General features: G+C 32.8%; 25 protein-coding genes. 6 read left to right on the top strand and 19 right to left on the bottom strand.

Translation table 11 applies throughout. The features are described 5' to 3' along the window. Positions 1 to 21: 21 nt before the first annotated feature. A complete protein-coding gene (gene phbB / locus KFE69_02915) occupies positions 22 to 762 on the top strand; it encodes an acetoacetyl-CoA reductase (protein ID UTW43955.1) in 741 nt (246 codons plus the stop codon). 26 nt (positions 763 to 788) lie between these two features. After that, positions 789 to 1,814 (top strand): FUSC family protein, encoded by a 1,026-nt coding sequence (locus tag KFE69_02910; protein ID UTW43111.1) that lies wholly within the window; start codon positions 789 to 791, stop codon positions 1,812 to 1,814. A gap of 54 nt (positions 1,815 to 1,868) precedes the next feature. On the opposite strand, the gene KFE69_02905 is transcribed toward KFE69_02910, so the two are convergent. After that, the gene (locus KFE69_02905) at positions 1,869 to 2,597 is read right to left on the bottom strand and encodes a transporter substrate-binding domain-containing protein (protein UTW43110.1); all 729 of its coding nucleotides are present in this window, start codon (positions 2,595 to 2,597) and stop codon (positions 1,869 to 1,871) included. Positions 2,598 to 2,826: 229 nt separating this feature from the next. On the opposite strand from KFE69_02905, the gene KFE69_02900 reads away from it, so the two are divergent. Together KFE69_02900 and KFE69_02895 are read left to right on the top strand one after the other, a co-directional pair. Beyond that, positions 2,827 to 3,579: a hypothetical protein gene (locus KFE69_02900; protein UTW43109.1), complete on the top strand. Its 753-nt coding sequence runs from the start codon at positions 2,827 to 2,829 to the stop codon at positions 3,577 to 3,579. Between the two features lie 95 nt (positions 3,580 to 3,674). Next, complete coding sequence (locus KFE69_02895) at positions 3,675 to 4,772, top strand: IS4 family transposase (protein ID UTW43108.1); 1,098 nt, start codon at positions 3,675 to 3,677, stop codon at positions 4,770 to 4,772. A gap of 15 nt (positions 4,773 to 4,787) precedes the next feature. Here KFE69_02895 and KFE69_02890 read toward each other — a convergent pair whose 3' ends face one another. The 13 genes from KFE69_02890 to KFE69_02830 form a co-directional block, all read right to left on the bottom strand. Next, positions 4,788 to 5,477: a hypothetical protein gene (locus KFE69_02890; protein ID UTW43107.1), complete on the bottom strand. Its 690-nt coding sequence runs from the start codon at positions 5,475 to 5,477 to the stop codon at positions 4,788 to 4,790. Between the two features lie 79 nt (positions 5,478 to 5,556). Then, a complete protein-coding gene (locus KFE69_02885) occupies positions 5,557 to 6,303 on the bottom strand; it encodes a putative DNA-binding domain-containing protein (GenBank protein UTW43106.1) in 747 nt (248 codons plus the stop codon). Beyond that, complete coding sequence (locus tag KFE69_02880) at positions 6,293 to 7,147, bottom strand: DUF692 domain-containing protein (protein ID UTW43105.1); 855 nt, start codon at positions 7,145 to 7,147, stop codon at positions 6,293 to 6,295. The genes KFE69_02885 and KFE69_02880 overlap by 11 nt, the downstream gene beginning before the upstream one ends. Next, complete coding sequence (locus KFE69_02875) at positions 7,144 to 7,482, bottom strand: hypothetical protein (protein UTW43954.1); 339 nt, start codon at positions 7,480 to 7,482, stop codon at positions 7,144 to 7,146. Before KFE69_02875 ends, KFE69_02880 begins: the two co-directional genes overlap by 4 nt. Before the next feature lie 117 nt (positions 7,483 to 7,599). Beyond that, entirely contained in the window at positions 7,600 to 9,279 is a 1,680-nt protein-coding gene (locus KFE69_02870; protein UTW43104.1) for a penicillin-binding protein 2, read from the bottom strand. 4 nt (positions 9,280 to 9,283) lie between these two features. Beyond that, on the bottom strand, positions 9,284 to 9,616 hold the full coding sequence (ftsL, locus tag KFE69_02865; GenBank protein UTW43103.1) for a cell division protein FtsL: 333 nt from the start codon (positions 9,614 to 9,616) through the stop codon (positions 9,284 to 9,286). Between the two features lie 38 nt (positions 9,617 to 9,654). Continuing rightward, on the bottom strand, positions 9,655 to 10,596 hold the full coding sequence (rsmH, locus tag KFE69_02860) for a 16S rRNA (cytosine(1402)-N(4))-methyltransferase RsmH (protein ID UTW43102.1): 942 nt from the start codon (positions 10,594 to 10,596) through the stop codon (positions 9,655 to 9,657). Further along, the gene (trpA, locus tag KFE69_02855; protein UTW43101.1) at positions 10,593 to 11,378 is read right to left on the bottom strand and encodes a tryptophan synthase subunit alpha; all 786 of its coding nucleotides are present in this window, start codon (positions 11,376 to 11,378) and stop codon (positions 10,593 to 10,595) included. The genes rsmH and trpA overlap by 4 nt, the downstream gene beginning before the upstream one ends. A 44-nt stretch (positions 11,379 to 11,422) precedes the next feature. Further along, positions 11,423 to 12,589 (bottom strand): tryptophan synthase subunit beta, encoded by a 1,167-nt coding sequence (trpB, locus tag KFE69_02850; protein ID UTW43953.1) that lies wholly within the window; start codon positions 12,587 to 12,589, stop codon positions 11,423 to 11,425. Positions 12,590 to 12,642: 53 nt separating this feature from the next. Further along, positions 12,643 to 13,995 (bottom strand): UDP-N-acetylmuramoyl-tripeptide--D-alanyl-D-alanine ligase, encoded by a 1,353-nt coding sequence (locus KFE69_02845; protein UTW43100.1) that lies wholly within the window; start codon positions 13,993 to 13,995, stop codon positions 12,643 to 12,645. Between the two features lie 10 nt (positions 13,996 to 14,005). Next, complete coding sequence (locus KFE69_02840; protein UTW43099.1) at positions 14,006 to 14,239, bottom strand: sulfurtransferase TusA family protein; 234 nt, start codon at positions 14,237 to 14,239, stop codon at positions 14,006 to 14,008. A 45-nt stretch (positions 14,240 to 14,284) separates the two neighbouring features. Further along, entirely contained in the window at positions 14,285 to 15,739 is a 1,455-nt protein-coding gene (locus KFE69_02835; protein UTW43098.1) for a UDP-N-acetylmuramoyl-L-alanyl-D-glutamate--2,6-diaminopimelate ligase, read from the bottom strand. Positions 15,740 to 15,768: 29 nt separating this feature from the next. After that, positions 15,769 to 16,680: a LysR family transcriptional regulator gene (locus KFE69_02830; GenBank protein UTW43097.1), complete on the bottom strand. Its 912-nt coding sequence runs from the start codon at positions 16,678 to 16,680 to the stop codon at positions 15,769 to 15,771. 320 nt (positions 16,681 to 17,000) lie between these two features. Here KFE69_02830 and KFE69_02825 point away from each other — a divergent pair, with 320 nt between their 5' ends. Continuing rightward, the gene (locus KFE69_02825; GenBank protein UTW43096.1) at positions 17,001 to 18,188 is read left to right on the top strand and encodes a multidrug effflux MFS transporter; all 1,188 of its coding nucleotides are present in this window, start codon (positions 17,001 to 17,003) and stop codon (positions 18,186 to 18,188) included. On the opposite strand, the gene KFE69_02820 is transcribed toward KFE69_02825, so the two are convergent. Beyond that, positions 18,171 to 18,947, bottom strand: coding sequence for a hypothetical protein (locus KFE69_02820; GenBank protein ID UTW43095.1), 777 nt, complete (start codon positions 18,945 to 18,947; stop codon positions 18,171 to 18,173). The genes KFE69_02825 and KFE69_02820 overlap by 18 nt on opposite strands. 496 nt (positions 18,948 to 19,443) lie before the next feature. Here KFE69_02820 and KFE69_02815 point away from each other — a divergent pair, with 496 nt between their 5' ends. Continuing rightward, positions 19,444 to 19,998 (top strand): hypothetical protein, encoded by a 555-nt coding sequence (locus KFE69_02815; GenBank protein ID UTW43094.1) that lies wholly within the window; start codon positions 19,444 to 19,446, stop codon positions 19,996 to 19,998. 109 nt (positions 19,999 to 20,107) lie between these two features. On the opposite strand, the gene KFE69_02810 is transcribed toward KFE69_02815, so the two are convergent. The 4 genes from KFE69_02810 to KFE69_02795 form a co-directional block, all read right to left on the bottom strand. After that, positions 20,108 to 22,597 (bottom strand): TcfC E-set like domain-containing protein, encoded by a 2,490-nt coding sequence (locus tag KFE69_02810; GenBank protein ID UTW43093.1) that lies wholly within the window; start codon positions 22,595 to 22,597, stop codon positions 20,108 to 20,110. Between the two features lie 3 nt (positions 22,598 to 22,600). Continuing rightward, complete coding sequence (locus tag KFE69_02805) at positions 22,601 to 23,329, bottom strand: hypothetical protein (protein ID UTW43092.1); 729 nt, start codon at positions 23,327 to 23,329, stop codon at positions 22,601 to 22,603. A gap of 108 nt (positions 23,330 to 23,437) precedes the next feature. After that, the gene (pyrF, locus tag KFE69_02800) at positions 23,438 to 24,208 is read right to left on the bottom strand and encodes an orotidine-5'-phosphate decarboxylase (GenBank protein ID UTW43091.1); all 771 of its coding nucleotides are present in this window, start codon (positions 24,206 to 24,208) and stop codon (positions 23,438 to 23,440) included. A 55-nt stretch (positions 24,209 to 24,263) separates the two neighbouring features. Further along, complete coding sequence (locus KFE69_02795) at positions 24,264 to 25,394, bottom strand: acyl-CoA desaturase (GenBank protein UTW43090.1); 1,131 nt, start codon at positions 25,392 to 25,394, stop codon at positions 24,264 to 24,266. Positions 25,395 to 25,405 lie beyond the last annotated feature (11 nt).

Below are 25,405 nucleotides of genomic sequence, written 5' to 3'. Positions count from 1 at the left end.
AAGGACTAGACAATGGAAACAATGAAAGGCAAAGTTGCAGTTGTAACTGGTGGCACACGAGGAATTGGCAAAGCAATTTGTGATGAGCTATTAAAACGCGGCGCTACTGTTATCGCTGGCTATACTAACCAAGCAAATGCAGATAAATGGTTAAACGAAAAAAAATCCCAAGGTCATACAACAGTTGATACGATGAAAGGCAACGTTGCAGATTATAATGAAATGACTGCAGCATTAAATAGTATTATTGCCAAATATGGCCATATTGATATTTTGGTTAATAATGCTGGCATTACTCGAGATACAACCTTTAAAAAAATGACAGCACAAGACTGGTCTGAAGTACTACAAACGAATTTAGGTAGCATGTTTAATGTTACACGCCATGTAATCAATCATATGATTGAAAATAATTATGGTCGAATTGTAAATCTATCTTCTGTTAATGCACAAAAAGGGCAATTTGGTCAAACAAACTATGCTGCGACAAAAGCAGGCATTCATGGCTTTACTAAAGCACTAGCTCAAGAAGTTGCAGCAAAAGGTGTCACTGTTAATACCGTATCACCCGGTTATATTGCAACTGAAATGCTACAAGCAATGCCTGAAAAAGTACTCAGTCAAATCATTTCACAAGTCCCTGTCGGACGCCTAGGAAAACCAGAAGAAATCGCCGATTTAGTTGCTTTTCTTGCTGAAGATAAAGCTGCATTTATTACAGGAGCAGATATTTCCATTAATGGTGGCCTACATATGCATTAATAAATACAACTAAATAGATCATTTTTATGTTATTGATTAATCCTCGTTATGCGGCAATCAATGCAATTAAAGCAGCAATTGCAAGCTTCATTGGCTATATTGTTGGACATTACTTAGGTAACTATTTAGATGTCACTCAAATGTATAGCTGGATTGTTGTGACAATACTTGTCATCATGTCGGGCCAACCAAATTTAGGTGGCGCCATCGACAAAGCATTAATGCGTTTTTTAGCAACTGCATTTACAGCGACAGTTGCGATGGTGATTATTTATTTTTTTAGTGATCACTCATTTATCATACTCGTCTTTAGTCTATGTTTAATCTTTATTGGCGTATTCATTGCTAATTCAATCCCCAAATATACCTATGCAGGTATTTTAGGCTCTGTTACCGTTGCAATTACAATGTTTGGACAAAATATTAGTGTTTCTTTTGCCTTTTATCGTGCACTAGAAGTATTAATTGGTATTTTCATCGCTTTATTGGTTAATCGCTTTCTATTTCCAATTCGTGCTGAAAAACAAATTGAAAAATCATTTGCAGCCTCTATCAAAGAAATTAAAAAATTACACGGCTATTTAATTGAGGGTAAATCATACGAATCTTTACTGGCTAAAATGTTCGCACATTTTACAAAACAGATTGCACTATTAAAAGAAATAAAGTATGAAAAAGCTAAAGTTCATATTGAGCAATATCGTAATATTAACCGCACAATTCGCCGTCTTTATCGCTATATTTGTGTCTTACATGAATATATTAGCGCCTACCCTGAAAAGCGAGAGAAATTTTCGCATCATGAAAACTTCTTAGCATTATTTAATGTGATTAATCAATTACTTCAATCATTAGAAATTAGCTTTACTAAAAGAAAAACTATGCCATTAAGAAAGCTTAATGATGCACAAGATAAATTAAAAGAGTTTATGGCAACATTAAACATTGCATCTGAGCATCGCCATAGCTCAACATTGGTTTTTTCTTTACAATCAATCATTTATAATATTGAACAAATTATTGATGCACAAAGGCTTATTTATCAAAAATAAAATACCAAATGACTTTATCCAAATATAATTCTAACAAACTATACGATGGCATCATTATTTTACCTTGGTAGTTAACACTTGATCATACGCTGTTTTAACTGCTTCAATGGATGGGTATTTTTCTGATTTAAAAGCTGATATTTTTGAAAAAACTGTATAATAATCTTTACTAAACAGTGTATTTTCACACACATGTAAATGATGAATTTTAAGCTGTTCTTTAAAGTATTCAGCAATTGATTTAACCGTTGGTACTAGTTGTATTTGATCAGCTAATAGCTTTCTAACAGCTGAGGATAGTGTCGGTTGGTAAATAATATCATTAGCATTTTTTTTCTGATTTAAGCATGCTAATAATTTTTTTGAATAGCTATTGCCTTCAACAAGCCCTACTTTCCAACCATTAGTTTCTAAATCTGGACAAATCGACTGTTGGCAAATTTTATCATAGTTTACATTCGAACTAGTTACCCATACATAATCAAGCTTATCTGTTGGCAGTGAGCTATAATAAACATCTACCTGTCTTTGCTGTTTTTTAGATACCATCAATGCAACATCAATCTTACCATTTTGTACTAATTTCCAGCATTGCTTCCATGGCATAATGATGATTTTTAAAGGTATATTTAAACTTTCAAAAATTTGTTGGTTCATCTGAACATTAATACCCTGAGTTTTACCATGTTCAATATAATCAAATGGTGGCCAAGGCTCAGCACAAGCTTTGATTTGAATACTTGATTGATTTGTTGATGCAAACGTTACAAGAGGATTAATCATCAATAATATTAGAACTAAAGCATAATACCTTATAAAACGAAAATATTTTATCATCCTTAACTCACATTAATAATATATATAATTTTGTTAAGTATCATTCTAAAAAATTTACTCCCTAAAGAAAAGCACAAAACAACATGACTTAAATTATTCTATTTTTTTTAAGTACTACTTAGCCCTATTTATTGATAATTTTAAATTCAACATATTGTTAATGAGGGTTGCTATTATGCCGAGAGTACTTGAAACTCAACTATCTAATCTTACAATTGATAATCCAAGCTTTGATAGCTTGCCTAAAACTCTTCAGAAAATATTAACAAGCTCTTTAAAAGCTTCGCTTAAATTTATCCCATCTTCTTCAACACTTGAACCTAACTCATACTTTGCAAGTGATAGAGATACTGAACATCAACAGGTACGTAAAACTGGGAAGATCATCAGATTTTTAGATAGTAAATTTGGTAATGGCACTGATTTAATGAAAACCGCATGTTGGTTAACTGGTATTCGAATAAACCATGCTGATAACTGTGCGGGAATTGCCCTTGATATGCATTATAGGCTTAAATCTCAAGGCATAAAAACTGATATTATTTCAATCAGCGATACTGAAAAAAACCAAGAACATGTTGTTCTTAAGTTCAATCATAATAAAACAGATTATATTTTTGATCCACAAAATGGCTATCTATACCCTCAAAGTGAAATACAAGAAAAAATGAAACTTTGGGATGCTCAAAAAGATTGCTTAGTACCTTTTAATTCAAGCAAACATCAAATAAATTCTTTTAGCCTTAAATCACAACCATTAAGTAAGCTAGAAAGCACAATTGATACGCTTCATATAAAATACAATGAATACCAAGAAATGAAGCAACAAAAATATCAAGTAGAGCCTTCTAAAGTGTTTCACGAAATAGCCAGTTCAGCTGATACCTCTCAAACTCAGAAAAAACAGAATACATGTGTTATTTTGTAATTATTTTCACACTACACGACAGTAACGGTGTAACCCATTGATTTTTCATTGTTATCGTTCATTCTTATAATCGCCAAAAAACAAAAAAGAGCGATATGATGAAACACATCAATGAATTACAACAGTCACTGAAGCACTATTTTAACTTATCTTTTTGGAATACTGAATGCCTAACTTACTTTATTATTGCCCTACAGATAATAAATGATGTTAATCTTTCACAAATTGCTAAATGTTTTCCATCAAAAGCATCAACTACGTCATGTTATAGGCGTCTTCAACGTTTTATCACAAGGTTTGAAATATCTTTTCTTAGCCTCTGGAAACTAGTCGACACCATTTTCAATTTATCTGATCAAGTCATATTATGCATGGATAGAACTAACTGGAAGTTTGGCAAGGTACATATTAATTTTCTAATGATTGCTATTGCTTATAAAGGTGTTGCAATTCCTGTGATTTGGTCACTGCTTCCTCAGCGAAAGAGAGGTAACTCAAAAGCCATTGATAGGCAGAGACTATTTGATCAACTACTTGAATTTATTCCTGCAACTAGAATTAAAACACTTTTATGTGATCGTGAATTTATTGATGGAAATTGGATAGCTTATTTGTCTAGCAAACAAGTTAAATTTGTTATTCGAGCCAAAGGTAATTATCTAGCTTCTAATAAAAAGATTTCAAAATTATTTCTAACTCTTAAAGCTTCACAAGCAAGAACACTTCATAATACAAAGTGTATAGTAGGCTGCGATTTATATGTTTCAGGACTGCGACTGCCTACAGGTGAATTAGTTATTGTTGTAACTAGAGAGTTTAACCTAAATGCACTCGATCAATATAAAATAAGATGGGAGATTGAGTCATTTTTTTCAGCTATTAAAAAACGTGGTTTTAATTTTGAGAATACCCACTTAACTGATATGCAAAAACTTTCAAGGCTTATGTTTGTTGTATCCATTGCATTAATATGGTCTTATCGTACAGGTGAAATATTAGAAAGCATTAAACCTATTAAAATTAAAAAGCATGGATTTAAAGCTAAGTCTTTGATTAAAATTGGTACTGAAACTATTGCTAAATCGCTAGCCAGAGCCATTAATTCTTCAGAGTATATCTGTAATATTATCAAAGCTACATTTAAACCTAAAATATCAATTAGTCAAAGAATGGCTCTGGTAGGTGTCATGTAGTGTGAATTATTTTAACTAGTCACAACTTTTATTTGGATATAAATGAAAACTAAGTGTTTCTGCTGAGTAATTATCATCGACATAACGATGCACTAAATTCATTTGAGATAACGATTGTGGTTTTAAGAATACTCTTAAACAAGCTTTTTGATTGGAGTTTGCTTGAATTTCTTTTCCCCTTTTTTGGGAGTAGGTAAATTCAGTCTTATAATTGCCTTTCAAGTCAACATAATACGAAGGTAAAAAATTATACCCATTGATTGAGTACGGCAAGTCTCCATTATATTTAATAAAAAATCGCTTTGGTATATCAACACTAAATGATGCATTTTTACTGTCAAATTTCCCTAATGTAATGGTCTTATCAAGATAGTAATTATTCTGATAGTAATGATTTAAATGGCCAATAAAAACATTTAAAATACGCTGAAAATGTTTTTGTAAAGCTTCTTTATCCCCTTGATACTTCTGATAAAGTATCGGTGTAAAAATCTCAGCATAAACAACAATATCAGATTTAATCATTGATACCAATTTTTTATTATTATATTGACTATAACCCCAAAGCTTTGCAGCTAATAAATCCTTATACGTTAATTGAATATATACTGGTTCTTTTGCATAAGCTAGTCCAAAGCTTGTTACAAATAACAATAAAAATGAAAATAGATAATAATATAACCTAAATTTCAATTGACCAATCACTAAGCTAACTCCACAGTATATAATTTTCTAATCAACATATAAATTACTAACTAATTCTAATATGAGTAATGCTTTAAAATCAATCAGCAAACAAAATACCTACATTAAGAAGTTTAGTAACCAACGTTTGATTTGATAGAACAAATTGATTAACATCAGCTATATTCAACTCAGAAGCTAGCTCTTGCATTGCTTTAATAGCAACCTTAGGCTTATCTTTTAACATCAATATAAATTTTGCACTAACTGCATTTAACTCCATAAACTTTACTTGATCTTGATCGTTACGATAAATACATAAATAAGTTGCAACTTGCTCATCAACTGTTGGTTGATAGGACAAATTAATGTGATGAACTTTATAATGATAGGCAACTACTTCTGCTAAAGAAGATACATATAATTTAGCACTTTCAAAATTAATTACATCAACCGTTGGTTTTGCTGGATTACCTTCTGCGATATCTAATACAAGTTCCATCCACTCATAATGTGCTAATTCATTAATAAAGGGCAGCTCATCAATGAATGGTTTATTTTCTAATAAATAAGATAAAAATTCTTCCGGAACTTCATAAAATAGAGGTGTTTGGGCATGAGAATGTGCATAAAAATTCTCTACTAAAAGTTGCCATCGACTGCCTTTTAAAATTTCAGATAATATTGGAAAACAATTCGTTAATATTTCCTTGATACTGCTGATAAAACAGGACCGATAAACTTCAATTCGTTCAGCTGGCACTTCTTTTAAATCACTTTTTTCATCACTACCGTGGCGAATTTGTTTTGTAAATGCAATCTGTAATTGCTGAAAATCAGCTACCATATAATTGATATTCCTTCTGATATGCATATTGAATTTTTTTTAAATCATCAACCTCAGATAACAGTTCATCAAGTGCAGGAACATCATTATCTCGCTCTAATAGTGTAGGAACTAATCCAAACTGTTCATAGGCTTTATCTAATAAGTTCCATACAGGTTCTATTACTTTATCTCCATGGGTATCAATAATTAAATCAAAAGACTTTTGCCAATGGCCAGCAACATGAAAATAAGCAACGCTTTTTTTTGGCATTTTTTGTAAAAATATCAATGGGTCATAGTTATGATTAACACTATTAACATAAATATTATTCACATCTAATAGTAAAAGGCAATTTGCCTCCTCTATCACAGCATTAATAAATTCAGCTTCAGTTAACCTCCCTGGCATTTTTGCATAATAAGAAACATTCTCTAATGCAATTTGTTGCTCTAGGATATCCTGAACTTGAATAATACGCTTGGCAATATAAGAAACAGCCTCTTCTGTAAAAGGCATGGGCATTAAGTCATATAACTGCCCATACTCATCACTACAATAGCTTAAATGTTCGCTATAAAATTGAATTTTATGTGTTTGAAAAAATTGCTTTAGTCTTTGAACAAAAGTAACATCAATTGGTTGTAATCCACCAATGGATAGTGACAATCCATGGCAGATTATTGGATATTGCTCACTATAGGCTCGAAATAACTTACCTCTTTTTCCGCCAATATCAAGCCAATTTTCTGGGGCAACTTCTAAGAAATCAATTGGCTTAGGATTAAGATAAAGTAAATCATCTAAAAATTCATTCCTTAAGCCTAATCCACAATAGCCTAAGCTAGCTAAAGCATTGGTCATTCGCTAGAACCACCACACTTGCCAGCACCACATTTACCAGAACCACACTTGCCTGCGCCGCACTTACCAGCACCACACTTTCCTGATGCACTCTTATCTTTAGAGCCGCATTTTCCTGAGCCACACTTGCCAGAACCACACTTTCCTGTTGCTTCTTTCATTTTAGCGCCACATTTACCAGCACCACAACTGCCACTTGCTGATTTTGAGCTACTACTATTGCTATAGCCTGAGTTCATATCCTGTGCTTGCATATTATTACCATGAGAACTCCCTGCTAAAGATATACTACTTGTTAAGCTTAATGCCAAGCCAGTTCCCATTGCGATTAACATTTTCTTCTTCATGATAATTTCTCCTTTTTGATTATCTATGCTTCTCAAATTTTAGTGCGCTATTTTATGCTTTGCAAATAAAACACGCCTTTGAATGAAAATTAATCTTCAATTAAATTACATATGTGTCAATTTAGTTGGTGTTAATGCTTTTAATCTTAAGATTTGTTCAGCAATTTCTGCAAATACAGGTGCTGCTGCCGTACCTCCACCATAACTTTCTCCTTTAGGGTCATCGATCACTACAACAATGACATACTTTGGATTATCTGCTGGAGCAATCCCTGCAAACAACCCCATATAGGCATCGGTTGCATAACCTCCTGGGATTGGTTTTCTCACCGTTCCTGTCTTGCCTGCAACAAGATAGCCTTCTATTCTAGCCTTTTTACCAGTCCCTCCAGGAGATTCAACAACAGATGTCAGCATATCTAAAGTCTGTATTGCAGCTTTAGGTTTAATCACTTGAAGCGATTCAATTTGATTTTTATCCGCGATACGTAATAATGTTGGGCGGACTAATTTGCCGCCATTAGCTAATGCTGCATAGGCTCTAGCTAATTGTAATGCAGTTGAGTTCATACCATAGCCAAACGATAAAGTTGCTAAAGAAAAATCACTTAATTTTTTAATATTCATAGGAACATAACCACTACGCTCACCAATGGCTTCAACACCACTTATTGAGCCAAAACCAAGCGTTCTTAATAAATTAGGTAGTGTCTCTTTTGGCATGGTTAATAACATACGTGAAATACCCACATTGCTTGACTTAACCATTACATGACGTAAATCTAATTCACCGTAATTTCTAAAATCTCTAACAGGTAATTTATTTAAATAATAATAGCCAGGTGAAACATCAAAGACATCATCTGGTGTATAGCCTCCATATTCAACACCTGCTAACACACTGATAGTTTTAATTGTTGAGCCCGGTTCAAATACATCGGTAATTGCTCGATTTCTTCTCGCTGCCACTTCTGAGTCTGATAAATTATTGGGATTAAAAGAAGGTTGATTAACCATAGCCAATACTTCACCTGTATGGACATCTAACACAACAACACTACCACCTTCTGCACTACTTTCTATAACTGCTCGTTTTAATGCCCGATAAGCAATATATTGAATCTGTCGATCAATGCTTAAAGCTAAATCACCACCTGTTTGTTTTTCTTTTAGTGTTTTTATTTTTTTAATTAGATTGCGTTTTAAATCACGCCACATCTCATACTGACCGCTATGTCCATCTAACCAGTTATCATATACAAGCTCAATGCCTTCAACACCTTTGTTATCTATGTTCGTAAACCCTACAACATGTGCAGTTACTTCACCATCTGGATAATACCTTTGGTATTCTCGTATCAAATGAATACCTGGCACTTCCATTTGTTCTATTCTTTCAGCAATATAAGGTGGTACCTTACGTTTTAAATAAACAAAGCCATAGCGTCCTAAACGTTTCTTAATACGTGCTAATATTTGTTTTTTTTCATCAGCCGATAAACTTAACAGCTTAAATACTTCATAAGTATTTGCGTTATTTAAATCGATAAATTTAGGGTCTGCCCAAATAGAATCTACAGGCGTACTAATCGCTAACGGATAACCATTTCGATCAACAATTTTACCACGAAATGCATGTTCATTCACTATACGCACCATACGTGAATCACCTTGCTGATCTAAAAATGACTTATCTTTTGTTTGAAAATAGACAAGTCTATAAACAATACTAAACACTGCAACACATAAAATTATAATAATAAATACTAGCCTTCCCATTCGCATGAATTTATGGCTCCTTAATCAATCGAATATCCTTAATTGAAGGTAGATGCATTTTGAGTGTATCTTTTGCAACTCGTTCAACTCGTGCGGGTGATGCTAAAGTACTATGCTCTAATAATAATTGCGTCCACTCTACATGTAATGACTCTTTTTCTTTTTCGTATTGTTGATACTTGATTGTTGCTTCCCTAAATTTAAGCTTTTGATCCAATACTGCAAATGAAGATGCTAAAACCAAAACAGATAAAACCACAATAATTAAAAATTGTAGATTAATAAAGCTTGCCTTAATTGCTTCAATTAGACGTCTTCTAACTTCATTCCTTGAAAGTTGCATTAAGCTTAAGCCTCATTTATGTTACTTACTATTGTTCATTATACATCAATTACTCGTTCAGCTACTCTTAAGGTTGCACTTCTTGAGCGAATATTTACTTTTAATTCATCATCTGAAGGCTTAACTTTCTTATCAATCCATTTAAAATTAGCTTTAAATGACTCTATCGGTAAACCTCTTGGTATTTGCGCTTGATTACCGGTAATTTCTTTTTGAATAAACTGCTTTACAATCCGATCTTCAAGTGAGTGAAAACTAATAATACTTAAGCGCCCCTGATGAGATAGGATTGATTTAACATCATTTAATAGATTTTCTAAATCACCTAACTCTTCATTAACAAAAATTCTCAATGCTTGAAAAACTCTTGTTGCTGGGTGTTTATGTTTTTCATGGCGTGCTTTGGGAATTGCATGACTAACTAACTCTGCTAATTCAGAAGTTATCTCTATTTTTTTGCCTTCGTTTAAATAAGATTTAATTGCTCTGGCAATTCTACGAGAGAATCTTTCTTCGCCATATTGATAAAAAATATCCGCTAATTGTTGCTCATCGTACTCTATTAACACCTCCCTTGCCGATAGTCCAACTTGAGGGTTCATACGCATATCTAAAGGACCACTTTTAAGAAAGCTAAAACCACGCTCAGACTGATCAAGCTGTGGAGAAGAAACACCTAAATCTAATAAAATACCATTAATACGCCCAAGTAAATTATGTGTTTGAACAACTGATTTCATCTCTTTAAAAGAGCCATGATGAATCATCACCCGTTCATCATTAACATATTTTTCTTTAGCATAATTAATTGCTTGTGGGTCTTTATCAAATACAAACAGTCGACCCTGTGGATTAAGAAATTTTAAAATTTCATCACTATGGCCACCTCGACCGAATGTACCATCAATATAAATACCAGATGATTGTATATTTAGTCCATTAATACTTTCTTTTAATAAAACAGAGATATGTTTACTCATTGATGATGGACCTGGCGGATAAATTCACTGACTTCTTCTCGTGCTTTTGCTGGCTGATCTAAATTTTTTTCAATCATTGAGGTAAAATAACTCCCTACAATGGCTGCATTTGCACCAGCTTGGCAGATCATTTTAACATGCTCGGGCTTACTAATTCCAAAGCCAACTATCATTGGTTTATCAGTTAATTGACGTAGTGCTTCTACTCGTTTAATTGTTTGATTTGCAAGTTTTTCTTTAGCGCCAGTTGGCCCATAACCACTTAATACATAAGTAAAAGCACTGGATTGTTCAAATAGCAATTTTGCGCGCTCAAGCGACGTATTTGGTGCAACTAATTGTACACAACCAACACCTTTTGCTTCTAACTTTTTCTTATGTTCAAATGCTTCTTCATAAGGCAGATCTGCTGAAACAACACCATCAACACCACAATCTGCTAATTCTTGATAAATTTGCTCACCACGTTTAAATAGCAGATTATAATAAATTAAAAGCCCAATCGGTATGTCCGCATTATAAGCACGTATCTCTTTTAATAAGGATAAACAACGATCGACATTCATATTAGATTTAAGGCCTCGTGCCATAGATCGTTGATTCGTTGGTCCATCTGCAACTGGATCAGAAAAAGGAAAACCTAGTTCTAGCGCATCTGCCCCTGAATCAATTGCAGCTTTAATTATTAAAAGACTATCTTCATAAGAAGGATCACCTAAAGTAAAAAAAGGTACCAAACGTACTTTATTATCATTTTTAAATAATTTTTCAAAACGATTCATAATCTATTTCCAAAACTAAATTAAACACAACTAGTCATTTGAAATTATTGAATTTGCCAATAACTCTCTAAATCCTTATCACCACGCCCTGATAGATTAACAATTAGATTACTCTCTTCAGGGTAATTTTTTGCAATCTGTAATGCCAATGCCACAGCATGTGATGATTCAAATGCAGGAATAATACCTTCTTTCTTAGATAAGATTTCAAATGCATCAATCGCTTGTGTATCGGTAATACCCAGATAGTTAACACGATTTATTTCTTTTAAATAAGCATGCTCTGGTCCAATGCCAGGATAATCTAATCCAGCTGAGATTGAATAAGGCTCTTTAATCTGCCCATCTTCATTTTGTAAAAATAACGACTGCATACCATGAAATACACCTTCTTGACCTTGAAGTAACGTTGCAGCATGTTCTCCTGAGTCAATACCGTGTCCAGCTGCTTCAGCACCATAAATAGCAACATCTAAATCATCTAAAAACCCTGAAAATAAACCAATTGCATTACTACCGCCTCCAACACAAGCAATAATTGCATCTGGTAGTTGGCCTGTTAAATCAAGTATTTGATCTTTTGCTTCTTTGCCAATCACTGTTTGAAAATAACGCACAATGGTTGGAAATGGATGTGGACCTGCTGCTGTTCCAAAACAATAATAAGTATTCTCAGCATAAGTAATCCAATCTCTTAGTGCTTCATTAATTGCATCTTTTAGTGTTGCACTACCACTATCAACAGAATGAACTGTTGCACCAAATAAACGCATACGCTCGACATTCTGTCTTTGGCGTTTAACATCAACAGAACCCATATAAATCTCTACATCTAGCCCAAGTTTTGCACCAACCATTGCTGTTGCAACACCATGCTGACCTGCACCTGTTTCTGCAATAATACGCTTTTTACCTAAATATTTTGCTAATAATAGCTGACCGATACAATTATTAGTCTTATGTGCACCACCATGTAATAAGTCTTCTCTTTTTAGATAGATATTACGACCTAATTCATTGGATAAATTTTCTGCTAATGTTAATGGTGTTTTTCTACCTGCATAATTATCTAACAAATAGCTAAAACGTTTAAGAAATGCTTCATCTTCAATTGCACGAATAAATCCTGATTCAATTTCTTCTAATACTGAGACTAAACTTTCAGGGACATAACAACCACCATAACGGCCAAAACGACTATTTAATTGCATTTTTTTACTCATTACATTATTTCAAGCTTATGTGTTAATCAGACTAGCATAATTTATTGCTTAACTAAATCTTTTATGACTTGCTCCATCTCAGTTGCCCTAGAGCCTTTAACTAAAACCCAAGTTTTTTTTGTCTCTTTTTCTAAACTTGCTTTTAAATCTGAAATAAGCGCTGCCTTATCATTATAGTAATGCGCATCAGGGACAATATTAATCGTATTAGATAGTAATTCATAATCACCATACAAATAAATTTCATCTATGGATTGACTGTATAACCATTGTCCCATTTCTCTATGATACTTACTCGCATCATCACCTAATTCTCCCATATGTCCCATAACAATAATTCGCTTTCCTTCAAATTGACTTAATGTTTCAATGGCGGCCTTAACTGAAGGAACACTGGCATTATAGGTATCATCAATTAAAAAAATACGCTCTGATAATTGAATTGGCATAAAGCGCCCTTTAACTTGTGCTAATTGCCTAAGTCCTGATAAAACTGTTGTTTTGGGGATATTTAATGCATAAGATACTGCCATTGCTGCTAAGGCATTTTTTATTTGATATTGCCCTAAAAGTGCTAACTCAACTTGCCAAGTGTCACCTCCAACTGAAACTTCAAAAGTTAAAAATTGATCGTTAATAAAAGGTTCTGAAGCTAAATAAATATCTGCCGTTTTATCAACTTCTGAAAAATAGATTTTCTTAACATTAAGTGACTTTGCGTAGTTTCGTATTCTTTGATCATCATAATTAACAATTGCGATACCATTAGAATGCAAACTATCAAATAAAGCACCTTTCTCAGTCATCACGCCATCCAATGAGCCAAACCCCTCTAAATGCGCTGCATCAACATTGGTAATTAAAGCGATATCAGGTTGAATAATATCTGCTAGGTATTTAATTTCACCCAGATGATTACTGCCAGCTTCTAAAACAACATACTCATAGGATTCATTTAATTTCCCTAATGTAACTGGTAAACCAAAATCACTGTTAAAGTTACCTTCGGTTACTAATGCTTGATTGTTTTGATTTAAAATACAGCCTAACATCTCTTTAACCGTAGTCTTTCCACAGCTTCCAGTAATGGCTACAAATGGCACATCAAATTGTCTTCGCCATAGTTGAGCAAGTTTGCCTAAGCCAATACGACTATCTGTAATAACCACCTGTGGCAAATCACAATCAAGCTTATATTCAACCATACAGGCACTAGCACCTTTTTGTTTTGCCTGATCAATTAAAGTATGCCCATCAATTTTTTCACCTTTAATCGCGATAAATAACTCGCCAGGTTTTAAGGTTCTTGTATCAATCGATACACCTTGAAACTCAACATCATCACCAATATAGTCAGCATCAATTTCAGCTGCTAACGCTTTTAATGTCATCATCACTTAATCATTATCCTTTTTGAATTAGAAAATTAAAAACACCATCAATGATTTCAATTTCAAGTAATTGATCTTTTGTTTGCTGAGTAAATGCTTTAAAATCAGCTTCACTAGCAGGATCAGTTGCTTGCACTTTTAAAATTTCACCTGTAGTTAAGCCCTTGAGTACTTTTTTTGCCTTTAAAATTGGCATTGGACACATCAAGCCTTTTACATCTAATAATACATGATATGCTTTATGCATTATACTTTCCTAAATAATCATAAAAATACTAGCAACTAGTTTAACTTACTGAGATAGTGAATCAATAATCTCTTTCTCATCAAATAATAAAAAATCACCATTAATTTCTTGATATCGTTCATGACCTTTACCAGCTAATAATACCCAGTCATCTTCATTGGCATTTGTTAAGGTATACTCGATAGCACTTCTACGACTTTCAATAAAAAGAATTGGTTTTAAACCTTGAAAGCCTTCTTTCATATCTTGAAATATTAATTCTTGTGCCTCAGTTCTTGGATTATCTGAGGTTGCTATGATCATATCTGAAAGCTTCTCAGCAATTGATGCCATAATCGCACGCTTACTGACATCTCGATCACCACCACAGCCAAATACGCACCATAGTTTCTGCTTTGCATTCATTTGTGAGCGAATTGTTACCAATGCCTTTTCTAATGCATCAGGAGTATGCGCATAGTCTAATACAATAAATGGTCTATTCTCAGGTTTAATCATCTCCATACGTCCAGTAACTGGTTTTAATTGAGGCAATCTTGATGCGATTAACTTTAATGAAGTACCTTTTGCCAAATACGAACAAACTACAGCAGCAACATTTTCTAAATTAAACTGACCAACTAGATTAATTTCAGTCGGTACTTGCTGGCCGTTAAAATGTAAACATACCCGATAACCAATCTTTTTTTGCATCAAAACTTCAACATATAAATCAGCATCTTTAGAACAAATACTGTAACTATAAGTTTTTTTCTCCTTTATAGAAGCTAATATTTTTTTGCCCCAGTTGTTATCATAATTAATCACTGCATAGTCATAATCATAGTCATGAAATAATTTTAATTTTGCTCGAAAATAGCATTCTAATGTTCGATGGTAATCTAAATGATCATGGCTTAAATTACTCCAAATGACACAATTTAATTTTAATCCAGTCAATCGCTTTTGATCTAATGCGTGAGATGATACTTCCATGGCAACTTGTCTTGTCTTTTTAGCTAAAACTGATAGGTTCTGCCACAGCGCCAAACTATTATCTGTTGTTCTAGCTGCCGGCTTAAGTGATGGCCATAAACCATTACCAATTGTTCCCAGTATTCCGCAAGATTCATTTAACAATGTTGCTAGTTGAGCATATAAGCAGACAATTGAAGTTTTACCATTGGTTCCAGTTGTTGCGATAATATTTAATTTATCTGAGGTTGGATAAAACCACATTGCCAGTTGAGCAAGCTTCTCTCTAATCGATGGAACCACTAAAGTGCTAACTGAGTAATTTACTGAATGTTCACAAATAATTGCAATAGCACCTTGTTTGATCGCATCTTCAATAAAAGCATGTCCATCAAAACTTGCACCTTGATAGGCAACATAGACATCACCTTTTTTTACCTTTCGACTATCTATGACTAAATGGCGGATATATTTTTCAGCATTTGCTAATTTTAGCCCATCTAACTTAAAGTAGTGAGCTAACTCTCCTATCGTTCTTCCTTGCATTAATCTAGCTTAAATGATGATGATTATTTTTAATATATTCTATACTGCTCAAATGATTTTTGCTTATTTTTTTCAATTAACCAATTCAGTGCTTTACCCTGATTACTTTTTTTAGATAATAAATAAAGGGTATTACAAAGTGGCACACCTTCTTTTCCATAAGGTAATACAACAATTTCACCTTTAGATGCAAAATATTTAATACTAATATCTGGCATAAAGCCAATGCCCAAACCATCAATAATAGCATGTAATTTATCTTGAATCGTCGGAACACGTAGTGCTGCTTTTTTAGATAAAATAATATCCGGCCTTGGTGTTATACCTGTATTATTATTTGTCACAAAGCGATAATTAATTAAATCATTTACCGTTAAATCTCGCCCCAAATGTGCTAACGGGTGATCTGGTGCTGCTACTAGATGAATATTAATATGACCAATTTTAATAATCTCTAGTCCTTTAACTTCATGTCCAGGTAATCCTGCTGCACCAATAGCTAAATCTGCTTGATCATTTGACACCGTATCCCATAGACCACCTAGTGCTTCTTCATGGAGTGTTACCTCAATATCAGGCCGTATTTGATATAATTCTTTGATTTCAGGATAACAATACTCAACGCCTAAAATAGTATTAACTGCAATTGTAATTTTAGGTTCCCAACCAGCATCTGTTTCGATCACTGTTTGCTGTAATAAATCAACAGAGTCTAAAATATCTCGGCCTTTTTCTAATAATACTCGTGCTGCAGGCGTCATTTCAACTTGACGCCCTTTCTTTTGAAATAATTGAATATTTAAGTCACCCTCAAGCTTTTGAATGGCATATGTGATCGCAGATGGCGCTTTAAACAGTGCTTCTGCCGCTGCTGAAAAGCTACCTCTTTTATCAATAATATCAAGCAACTCAAGCACTTCTAAATTTATTTTTCTACGCATAATCTCTTATTTCTATTTTTTTGAAATACCCCTTCTGATTATTATGATTTACTTTCCTAAAATAATCAATATTATTGTAAGGGTCAGAGGCAAAGACAACCACGATTTCAAGCTTATTACAACACCATTTAAAGGCTTAGAAGTACTGCTTCTGGGGGGAGGGGTTATATGCGGATGCTTAAGATTGCAACCCTAGGCATCCGTCATTAACCAATTAATTCTATTTTTATTTCTAAAAATATGAAATATATAAATCAAATTTCTATTTTAATGATCCAATGTTATAGTGAAGCCAAATTAGTCGTTATGGAACATTCAATATGTGGAATAAAAGCGAGGGTACAACACTACTTATCCTGATACCACTTGTCTTAAGCATTGCTATTTCAATGGATATTTTTGTCCCGTCAATTCCAAGTATTGTTAATTATTTTCATAGTAAAGCAACGACTGTCCAATGGACATTAACCATTTTCATGTTTGGATCAGGCCTTGGTCAATTAATATTTGGGCCATTGGTTGATCGTTTTGGTAGAAGGAAAATTGTCTTAATTGGTACAAGCATCTATTTTATTGGTACTTTACTGTGTTTTTTTGCTCCATCAATTAATCTTTTGATATTAGCGCGTTTATTTCAATCAATAGGTGCTTGCTCATTAATTATTGTAGCCTATGCCATTGTACGAGATATCTATTCAGTTGAAAAAGGTGCGACAATGTATAGTAAATTAGGCTCTGTTACAATGATTGCCCCAGTTACAGCTCCCTTACTAGGTGGTTATTTAATGTTATTATTTAATTCTTGGCGTGCAACTTTTGGATTTTTATTATTATTTTCGATTATCACTTTAATTGTATCTTATTGCTTTATCAGTGAAACATTAAAAAAAGAGCAGCAAATCAAAATCAACCTCAGTGTATTAATCCATAATTATTTTACAGTATTTAAAAATGGATCATTTCGCTTATATAGCTTTATTACACTTATGTGTCTTACAGCATTATTTTGTTTTTGTGCAATCTCTCCTTACTTACTTATCAGTGAACTTCATATAAGCATACAGTTATACGGACTCTGCTTTGGCTTAAATGCAATCGTATTTATTATCGCAAGCTTATTATCTAATCGACTAAGTAATCAATTGACTATGCAAAAAACTGTGTTTTTCGGTGTTTTATTTTCAATTATTGGCAGCGTATGGATGCTGATTATTAACGATTTAAATGGCTTAAGCCTATTGAATTTTATGTTACCTATGATGATGCTTTCATTTGGTTTAGGCCTATCATTTGGCCCTGCAACTGCACTAGCTTTAGCAAATTTTTCTCAACTTGCAGGCACAGCATCTGCACTTTTAACCTCAATACAATTTTTAGGCGCTGGCATTATTGGTTCTTTACTTACAATTCATGGGGTACATAGCGCAATTCCTTTTGCAATATTAATGGTTGTAATGACCATATTAGCATTACTATTTTTAAAACTACGCTTACCATTTAAGGTCTGAATTCTTCATTTTTTCCAAATTAACAGCTTCATCAGGACAATAAAAAATATATTTAGAGTCAGGATTAAAAGTATTAGACTGACTTTTTTGATTCAAATTAAATTTTCCTTTAAACCAGTCTTTAATTCTAGTTGTAATGCTTCTATCATCAAGCGCTTCTTGAGTTTTATCATCTTTATAATCAAAAGTAGTATCTTTTATTTGCCCTTTCCATCGATTATTATCTGTATCATGGGCTACAACATATTTAGCTTCTGCTTTTAATAAATAATCACTGTCTTCAGCTTCTGCTACTGATCTAAGCCCACCATACTCATGATCAAATTTTTGTATTTTCATTATTTCAACTGCTTCATCGATCACCAAGTTACCTTGATCTTCTTTGATTGATACTTTTACTTGAATATCATTTTGATCGATATGATAACCTTTTTCAGCTGCCTCCTTTATGATTGCAGCTTTTAAAAGATAGAGAATGCCACTTTGATGTAAATACTGCTTTGCAAAACTAGCAAATTCCTTGTCTTTGAAATACCTTTCTAAACATTCACTAAAATTAGCTTCTGTAATTGCTTGGGCATCGTCCTTATGTTGATTTATATCGTCTTTATTTTTACCAATCTCTAAATTTCCAGCTGATAAATCCCTTTGATAATCACCATGAAATTTTTCATCACCAGAATTTTTAAATACCATATTTTGATATAAAAATTGACGATACCTAAAGGATTGTGAATTACTTTTCTTTGTTTTTGACATAACGTTTTATAACCTTACAACACTACATAATAAAATATTGCATATAATTTCACTCTTCTGAAGGATTAACAATCATTAAAATTAAATAAAAGAAATATTTTAAACAAAAAAATTAAGCGAAATAATTTTTAAATAATTGAATTACAAATTTAAAATCAAATAGCTTAGTGCTTTAATCTGTAATAAATATTTGCAAGAGCATTTTGATCATAGTCAAATATGATTTTATTTAGATGCCCCATAGAAAATAGCTACATCACAAGCAAAAAATAAGATAATAACTACTCCCACTTAGTGCTTAATTTATTATTTTCTCCTAATAAAATAACCAACTATATTAAATTTATTAAAAGTTTAATATTTTATATTATTGAATTATAAAGATATTTAAAAATGCATGTCAAAATAATCACGCTTAAATTTGTATTGTTTTCATTATTTTAATAAAATTAATATATGTTAAATTTATTTAATAAATAATCGCAGGAGATATGATATGCTTAAGAAATTATCTTTATTAATTGCTGCAGCTATGCTGATACCTAGCTATTCATTTGCAGCTACCCAAGGTACAACAGGTGCGACCTCAACGGGTACAGTTGATATTTCAATTAATGTTGGTGAAATTGCTAGAATATCAAATTTATCCGATTTTAATTTAGGTAACTGGGTAGCAGGTACAGTGACTGACCAGCAAAATGTATGTATTTATACAAATGAATCACTTGGACAATATACAGTTACTGCTTCAAGTCTAAATTCACAAGGTGGTAATTTTTCACTTTATGATGGAGGCTCTAACTATTTAGAGTATCGAGTATATTGGGAAGATCAGGCTGGTGGTTCAGTGGGTACTTCAACAGCAAGCTGGTTTGGTGCTGGCTCTAGTGGTACAACAAGTGGTGCACAATCAAATGCAAACACAACAAGTGATACCTGCGGTGGTATCGATAATGCAACTTTACTTGTTAGGGTTTTAAATGCTGATTTAACCGCAGCAGTTGATGGTGCTTATAGTGATACCTTAACACTAATTATTGCACCTAACTAACCTTAACAATCAAACCAACTATTAATAAGGGCGCAAATAAATGCGCCTTTTCTATGTCTACTCTAGTTTAATTAGTCTTATTTGTCATTTTTTAACCACTACTGCTTTTTTATTTGCAAATTAAATATGGAATATCAAGATAATTATCAGTAATAGTCTTATCCTTAGGTAAACTAGCATTACATTTATCATCATTAGGAAGAATAAATTCTAATTCAGTTAAATCAGGTGAAACTTCAGCTTGTAAAAAGCCTTCTTCCAGAGTAATCGCTGGTTCTTCAGTATTGGTTAAAAAAGCATTTATAAGTGGTTTTTTATTAATATCATATAATGTCGTTAATAAAATAATTTTAGGCTTTATCTTCCAATTAAGATAAGCGAAGTTACCAGGGTATAGGGTAATATTTTTAGGTATATTATCATATTGTTTAAATGTATTACCTTTATAAGGCCTAATTGAAATATCATACGATTGATAAGGCGCAAGAAATACTGTCTTAATTTCATTAACTTTTACTGTTTCAATCACATAACCATTAGCAAGTATTTGAAAATAACTATTATCAGTATCATCATTTTCTTCAATTTGAATTAGCACACCTGAAACACCCGATTGATGACCTCCTAAATCCCACTGACCTGACGAATAAGTCGCTTGTCCAAAATAACTGCCCGAATACTGGAATAAATCCGGATCACCATAAGTTTGACTTAACTCTAATTGTAACCTACCTAATTCACTACGATAGATTGGACTAAAGAATAGGTTTTTAACAAATGAATCTTGAGAGTAACCCGCATTTAAAGATAGATGAGCATAATCCTGTGTTCTAATATCATAACTTGAACTAATTGCAATGGTTGGTTCAATGCGTCTAGCATTATCATCTGGTGTATCATCGGTATATTTAACCCCTGGTGTGATGGTCGTAAATAAATTATGATGGGTAAAATTAAATTTAACTGATAATAAGACTGTAAAATTATCCTGAGATTTTGTCAAACTTAGCTCTAAATAATTTCTATCATAACTTGAAAATTTAAATGGATAACGTACAGATGGCCCAATTGAGTAAGAGTGTGCTTGGTTACTGTCTTGTGGATAGTTATAGAGCATATTTAAATTCATCATTAATTTATCAAATGCATAACTTATCTGTGTTGTTAAAAAAAGACCACTTAATCGTATCGGATTATAATCAAAAATATCGAGTGTTTCTGAAGGACTAGGTCGGTATATATATCGTGTTGTAGAGTTCATATAAAAAGGTTCTTTTTGCATGCCCCATGACATACCTATTCCATATTCACCTGTTGTGCCGCCCGTTAATTGAGTTGATAGTTCAGACTGATAATTACCAAAATAAATTGCTCCTAATGATAGATAAGCTTTAGAATTAGTCCCTGTAAATAACGATTGAAGTGCAATATTATTCGAGGCTCTAATTGAATAAAATGTTGAAAAAAATGGATCTTTTCCAACTTGAGGGAACAAGTCTTCATTAAAGTTATTCGTATTGATAACGCCACCTGCTATTTCATATAATGGATATCCCTGGATTGGTACTAGAGAATTTTTAACAAAAAAGCGCTCTTGTGTTTCTGTTTGGTTATATTCATTAGTCGTCTCAATAACAATATTATATGAGCCTTGGGGGAAAGTTGAAGTATCAATAATTTGATTGCCAGCAGGATAAAATTGGCTAAAAATCAATCGATTAAATCTAAAAACTGAAACTCGCGAAGCAATGGGTAAAAAGACTTCTAGTGGGGTCGAAAAAGTCTCTGTATGATTGGCAAAATTTTGAAAATTAGTACCCCATGATGCACCTAAAATATCTTGAGACTGTAAAATTAAATCACCTGGTGTTTGAAAAAATCCCCCATTAACTTGATAATGATCATAGTTTGTACTTGCAAATAAAGGATCAAGTCGATAACTCTCTTGGCTACCTGTTTGAGCTAGGGATAAGCCAACCTCTGCTTTAGATTTTCTATAACCTAATATATTAAGAGTATTAAAATTATAATTATCATCATCTGCATTATCAGATCCTGAGATATTGGCTTGAAATTGCTGACGATATGAAAAACCATCATAAGGATTATCAAATAAATAAGGTGCCCTTTTTGTTTTAGTATAATATTTTTTACCAATGAATAGTTCCAAAGTGTATTTATTAGGGTCCAATATAACTGCAATCTTATCAGGAATGATAAAACCACAGTGCTCTGACGGATTATTTTTACAAACCTTATCAAGATGTGCAGGCATACGCTTTTTTAACATAGATAAGAGTTCTTCTTTATACTTAACATTATGTAATTGGCGCATAATAGGCGTTGGATTATAAATTAATACGGTTTGTGAAACTGGGTTAAAATTAACTTTTACAGTCGTTAATTTTTTAGCATTAAACATAACATCAACATAAAAATCTCTTGGCTGAGATTCAAGGTTTTCAAAGCCTTTGGGTATTGTATCAATCTCGATAATTTCTACTGTAGGCGGCTTTTTTTTATCATTAGCTAATGCAATGCTATAGATAAAACAAATAGCAATTAAAAAATAAATTAAGTAACAGATCTTACAGTTCATTTTTTATGCATCTAAATAATAAAATTCATACCCTATTTTATAAGTCATTTTAATTTGATAATTTTCTTTGATATCCGTTTGAAATTTACCCGATGGAAATATTCTTGCATTGTGTAAATTACTGCATGCACCATCAGAGCTACATTGCTCAAGCTTGGTAATCTTAATACTGACATTACCATCATTTAATATTTCGATTTTCGTTGGACTTAATCTTTCGATACGTATATCTGGTTTAATCGATAATGGTCTTTTAATACAAAGCACCGCATAACCAACAGCTATTTTAACCCCCATAAAATGACTAGCATCACCTTGATTGAGTACTTTTAATTTTGTACCACCAGAAACAGGTTTAATTTCAACACGATAAACTGACTCTTTTTGATCAAAAGGCTGGGTTAAAATAAATTGAAGGTTTTTAGTCTCTCCAGGATTCAGCACAAACTGTCTTGGTGTAACAAGGATACCTAGCGTTCTTGGGTTTGTTATTTTAACAAGCTCTTGATTCGGCATTCTAGGATTTTTAACTAAAAAAGTATCTGCACTAACATAAGCTTTTTTATCACCTTTATTCGCAACTTTAACAAACTTTATATTGCCATCTTTAGCAAAATAATCTAACACAAGTGGTGCTACTGTTATATTGGCCAATGAAGAAGAAAACATAAATAATAATGCTAAATACAGTATTAATTTAGCACTATGTGCCATTACTGTAGAAACTGACATAATTACAACCCCAACATAATAATATATATTGGATTTTAGTTTCTATAATGAATTTATGCCAATTTTATTGAAAAAAATAAATGTTTTAGACTTATGAAACATTATTTGCTACGCAATGATACGTTGGCGTTTTACATAAGCATCAAAAGCTTCCTTTTGATACCTCAATGCAGCCTCTTTAGGATTATCTGCTTGATAAATACCACGCCCAACAATAATAATATCACTGCCATGATCTAAAATAGCTGTATTAGGCGTATTATATTGCTGCCCTAGTGCATCCGTACCTGACTTTAATTGAACACCCGGTGTCATCACAACTAATTCATCATCAGTTAGTTTTTCTTGTGCGATAAAACCTATAACAAAATCTTTATGCTTCTGCGCTAAATTAACAGCTGCTCGTGTATAAGCAGGTGTAAAATAATTTTCACTACTACTCATTTGTGCTAATAATAATAGTCCAATATCGCGACCTTGAGCACCTTTTTTTAAGCCTGCAATAATCCCCTCACCTGGTAGAATATGTGCATTAATAATATCAGCCCACTGGGCAATATGATAAATACCATCACGTAGCTGATGAGAAACTGTATTACCAATATCAGCAAATTTTCTATCTTCAAAAATTAAAAATTCGTTGTTATCAGCTAGTTGACGCAATCTCTTGGTAACAGATGGTGTAAAGTCTTCTAAGATATCAATATGTGTTTTTAATACACAAATATGTTCTTTTGTTTGCTCTACTAAATGAATTAAAAGATCAGCTTCAGTTACATCTGCTGAAACTGCAAGATTAGTTTTTTTAGTTTGAATAATTTGATTTAATTTATTAAGGATTGGATGCATTTGAGCATCCTTAGATAAGCTATTAGTCATATTCTAAGTTCAAGGCCTTATTAATAATCTTAATAGCTATTGTATTTAATTTTAATTAGGCATGCAAAGCTAAAGTTCTACGCCATTTACGTTTTTCTAATCGCATCATGCGTTTTAAATGACGAACCTGCTTTTCTAAATCAGCAATATGTGTTTTAGATAATTGATCTTGCTTTGCTTTTAACCAATCACGTTTTGCTTTAGCCCATTGACCAATTGCATCAGCAACCTGATGGTATTGACGCTCTAATGCATGATAACCATCTGTAATACCAGTAGTTGTTTTAGAAATTAATGATGGCGACTCTTTAACTTCTTGATACTGCATTTTAATTTTTGCATGCTCAATAACTTCTTTCGGCGTTCTTTTTAAGTCTCTTGTCCAACCAACATACTGACAAGCTGAAATTAACCATTTCGTTGGATCAAAATCATACCAATGAATACCATTACGATAATCACCTGCAAATTTATGATGGAAGTTGTGATAGCCTTCACCATAAGTAACTAAAGATAAAACAGGATTATCGCGCGCTGTATTTTTATCATTGAACGGACGTTTACCCCAATAATGTGCAGCTGAATTAATAAAGAATGTAAAATGATGGTTTAAAACAATACGTAATATACCCGCTAATAAGAAACAGCCCCAAGCACTACCATAGAAGCTACCAATTATAAATGGTAATAAAAAACCAAAAAATGTAGCAAACCAGCCATAGTAACGATCTTGAAGTACTAGCCACTTATCATTCATTAAATCTTTAACATCAGATAAATCATCCTCACCGCTTTCATGCTCTTTTAACATCCAAAAAATATGTGCATGCCAAAAACCACGTGTAATACCGTACGGATCTTTATCTTCATCATCACAATAACGGTGATGCTTTCTATGATCAGAAGCCCATTGGATTACACTATTTTCAAGCGCTGCTGTTCCAAAAATTAAGAAAAATAGTTTTAGTGGTAACGATGCTTTATATGCTCGATGCGACCATAGTCTATGATAACCAGCGGTTACTGATAAACCAGTTGCAACCATAAAAAAGCCAAACCAAAACCAGTCCCAGCCACTATAACCAATAGCAAAACCATACCATGGTACAACGGTCAAGGCGATAATAAGTGTTGGAAATAAGACTAAAATTGCCTTCCAGATTAACTTACCTTTATATTCGCTCATTTATTTTAAAC

The organism is bacterium SCSIO 12844, assembly GCA_024397935.1.
Lineage (GTDB): Bacteria > Pseudomonadota > Gammaproteobacteria > Francisellales > Francisellaceae > M0027.
This window is presented reverse-complemented; position numbering and strand designations above follow the sequence as displayed.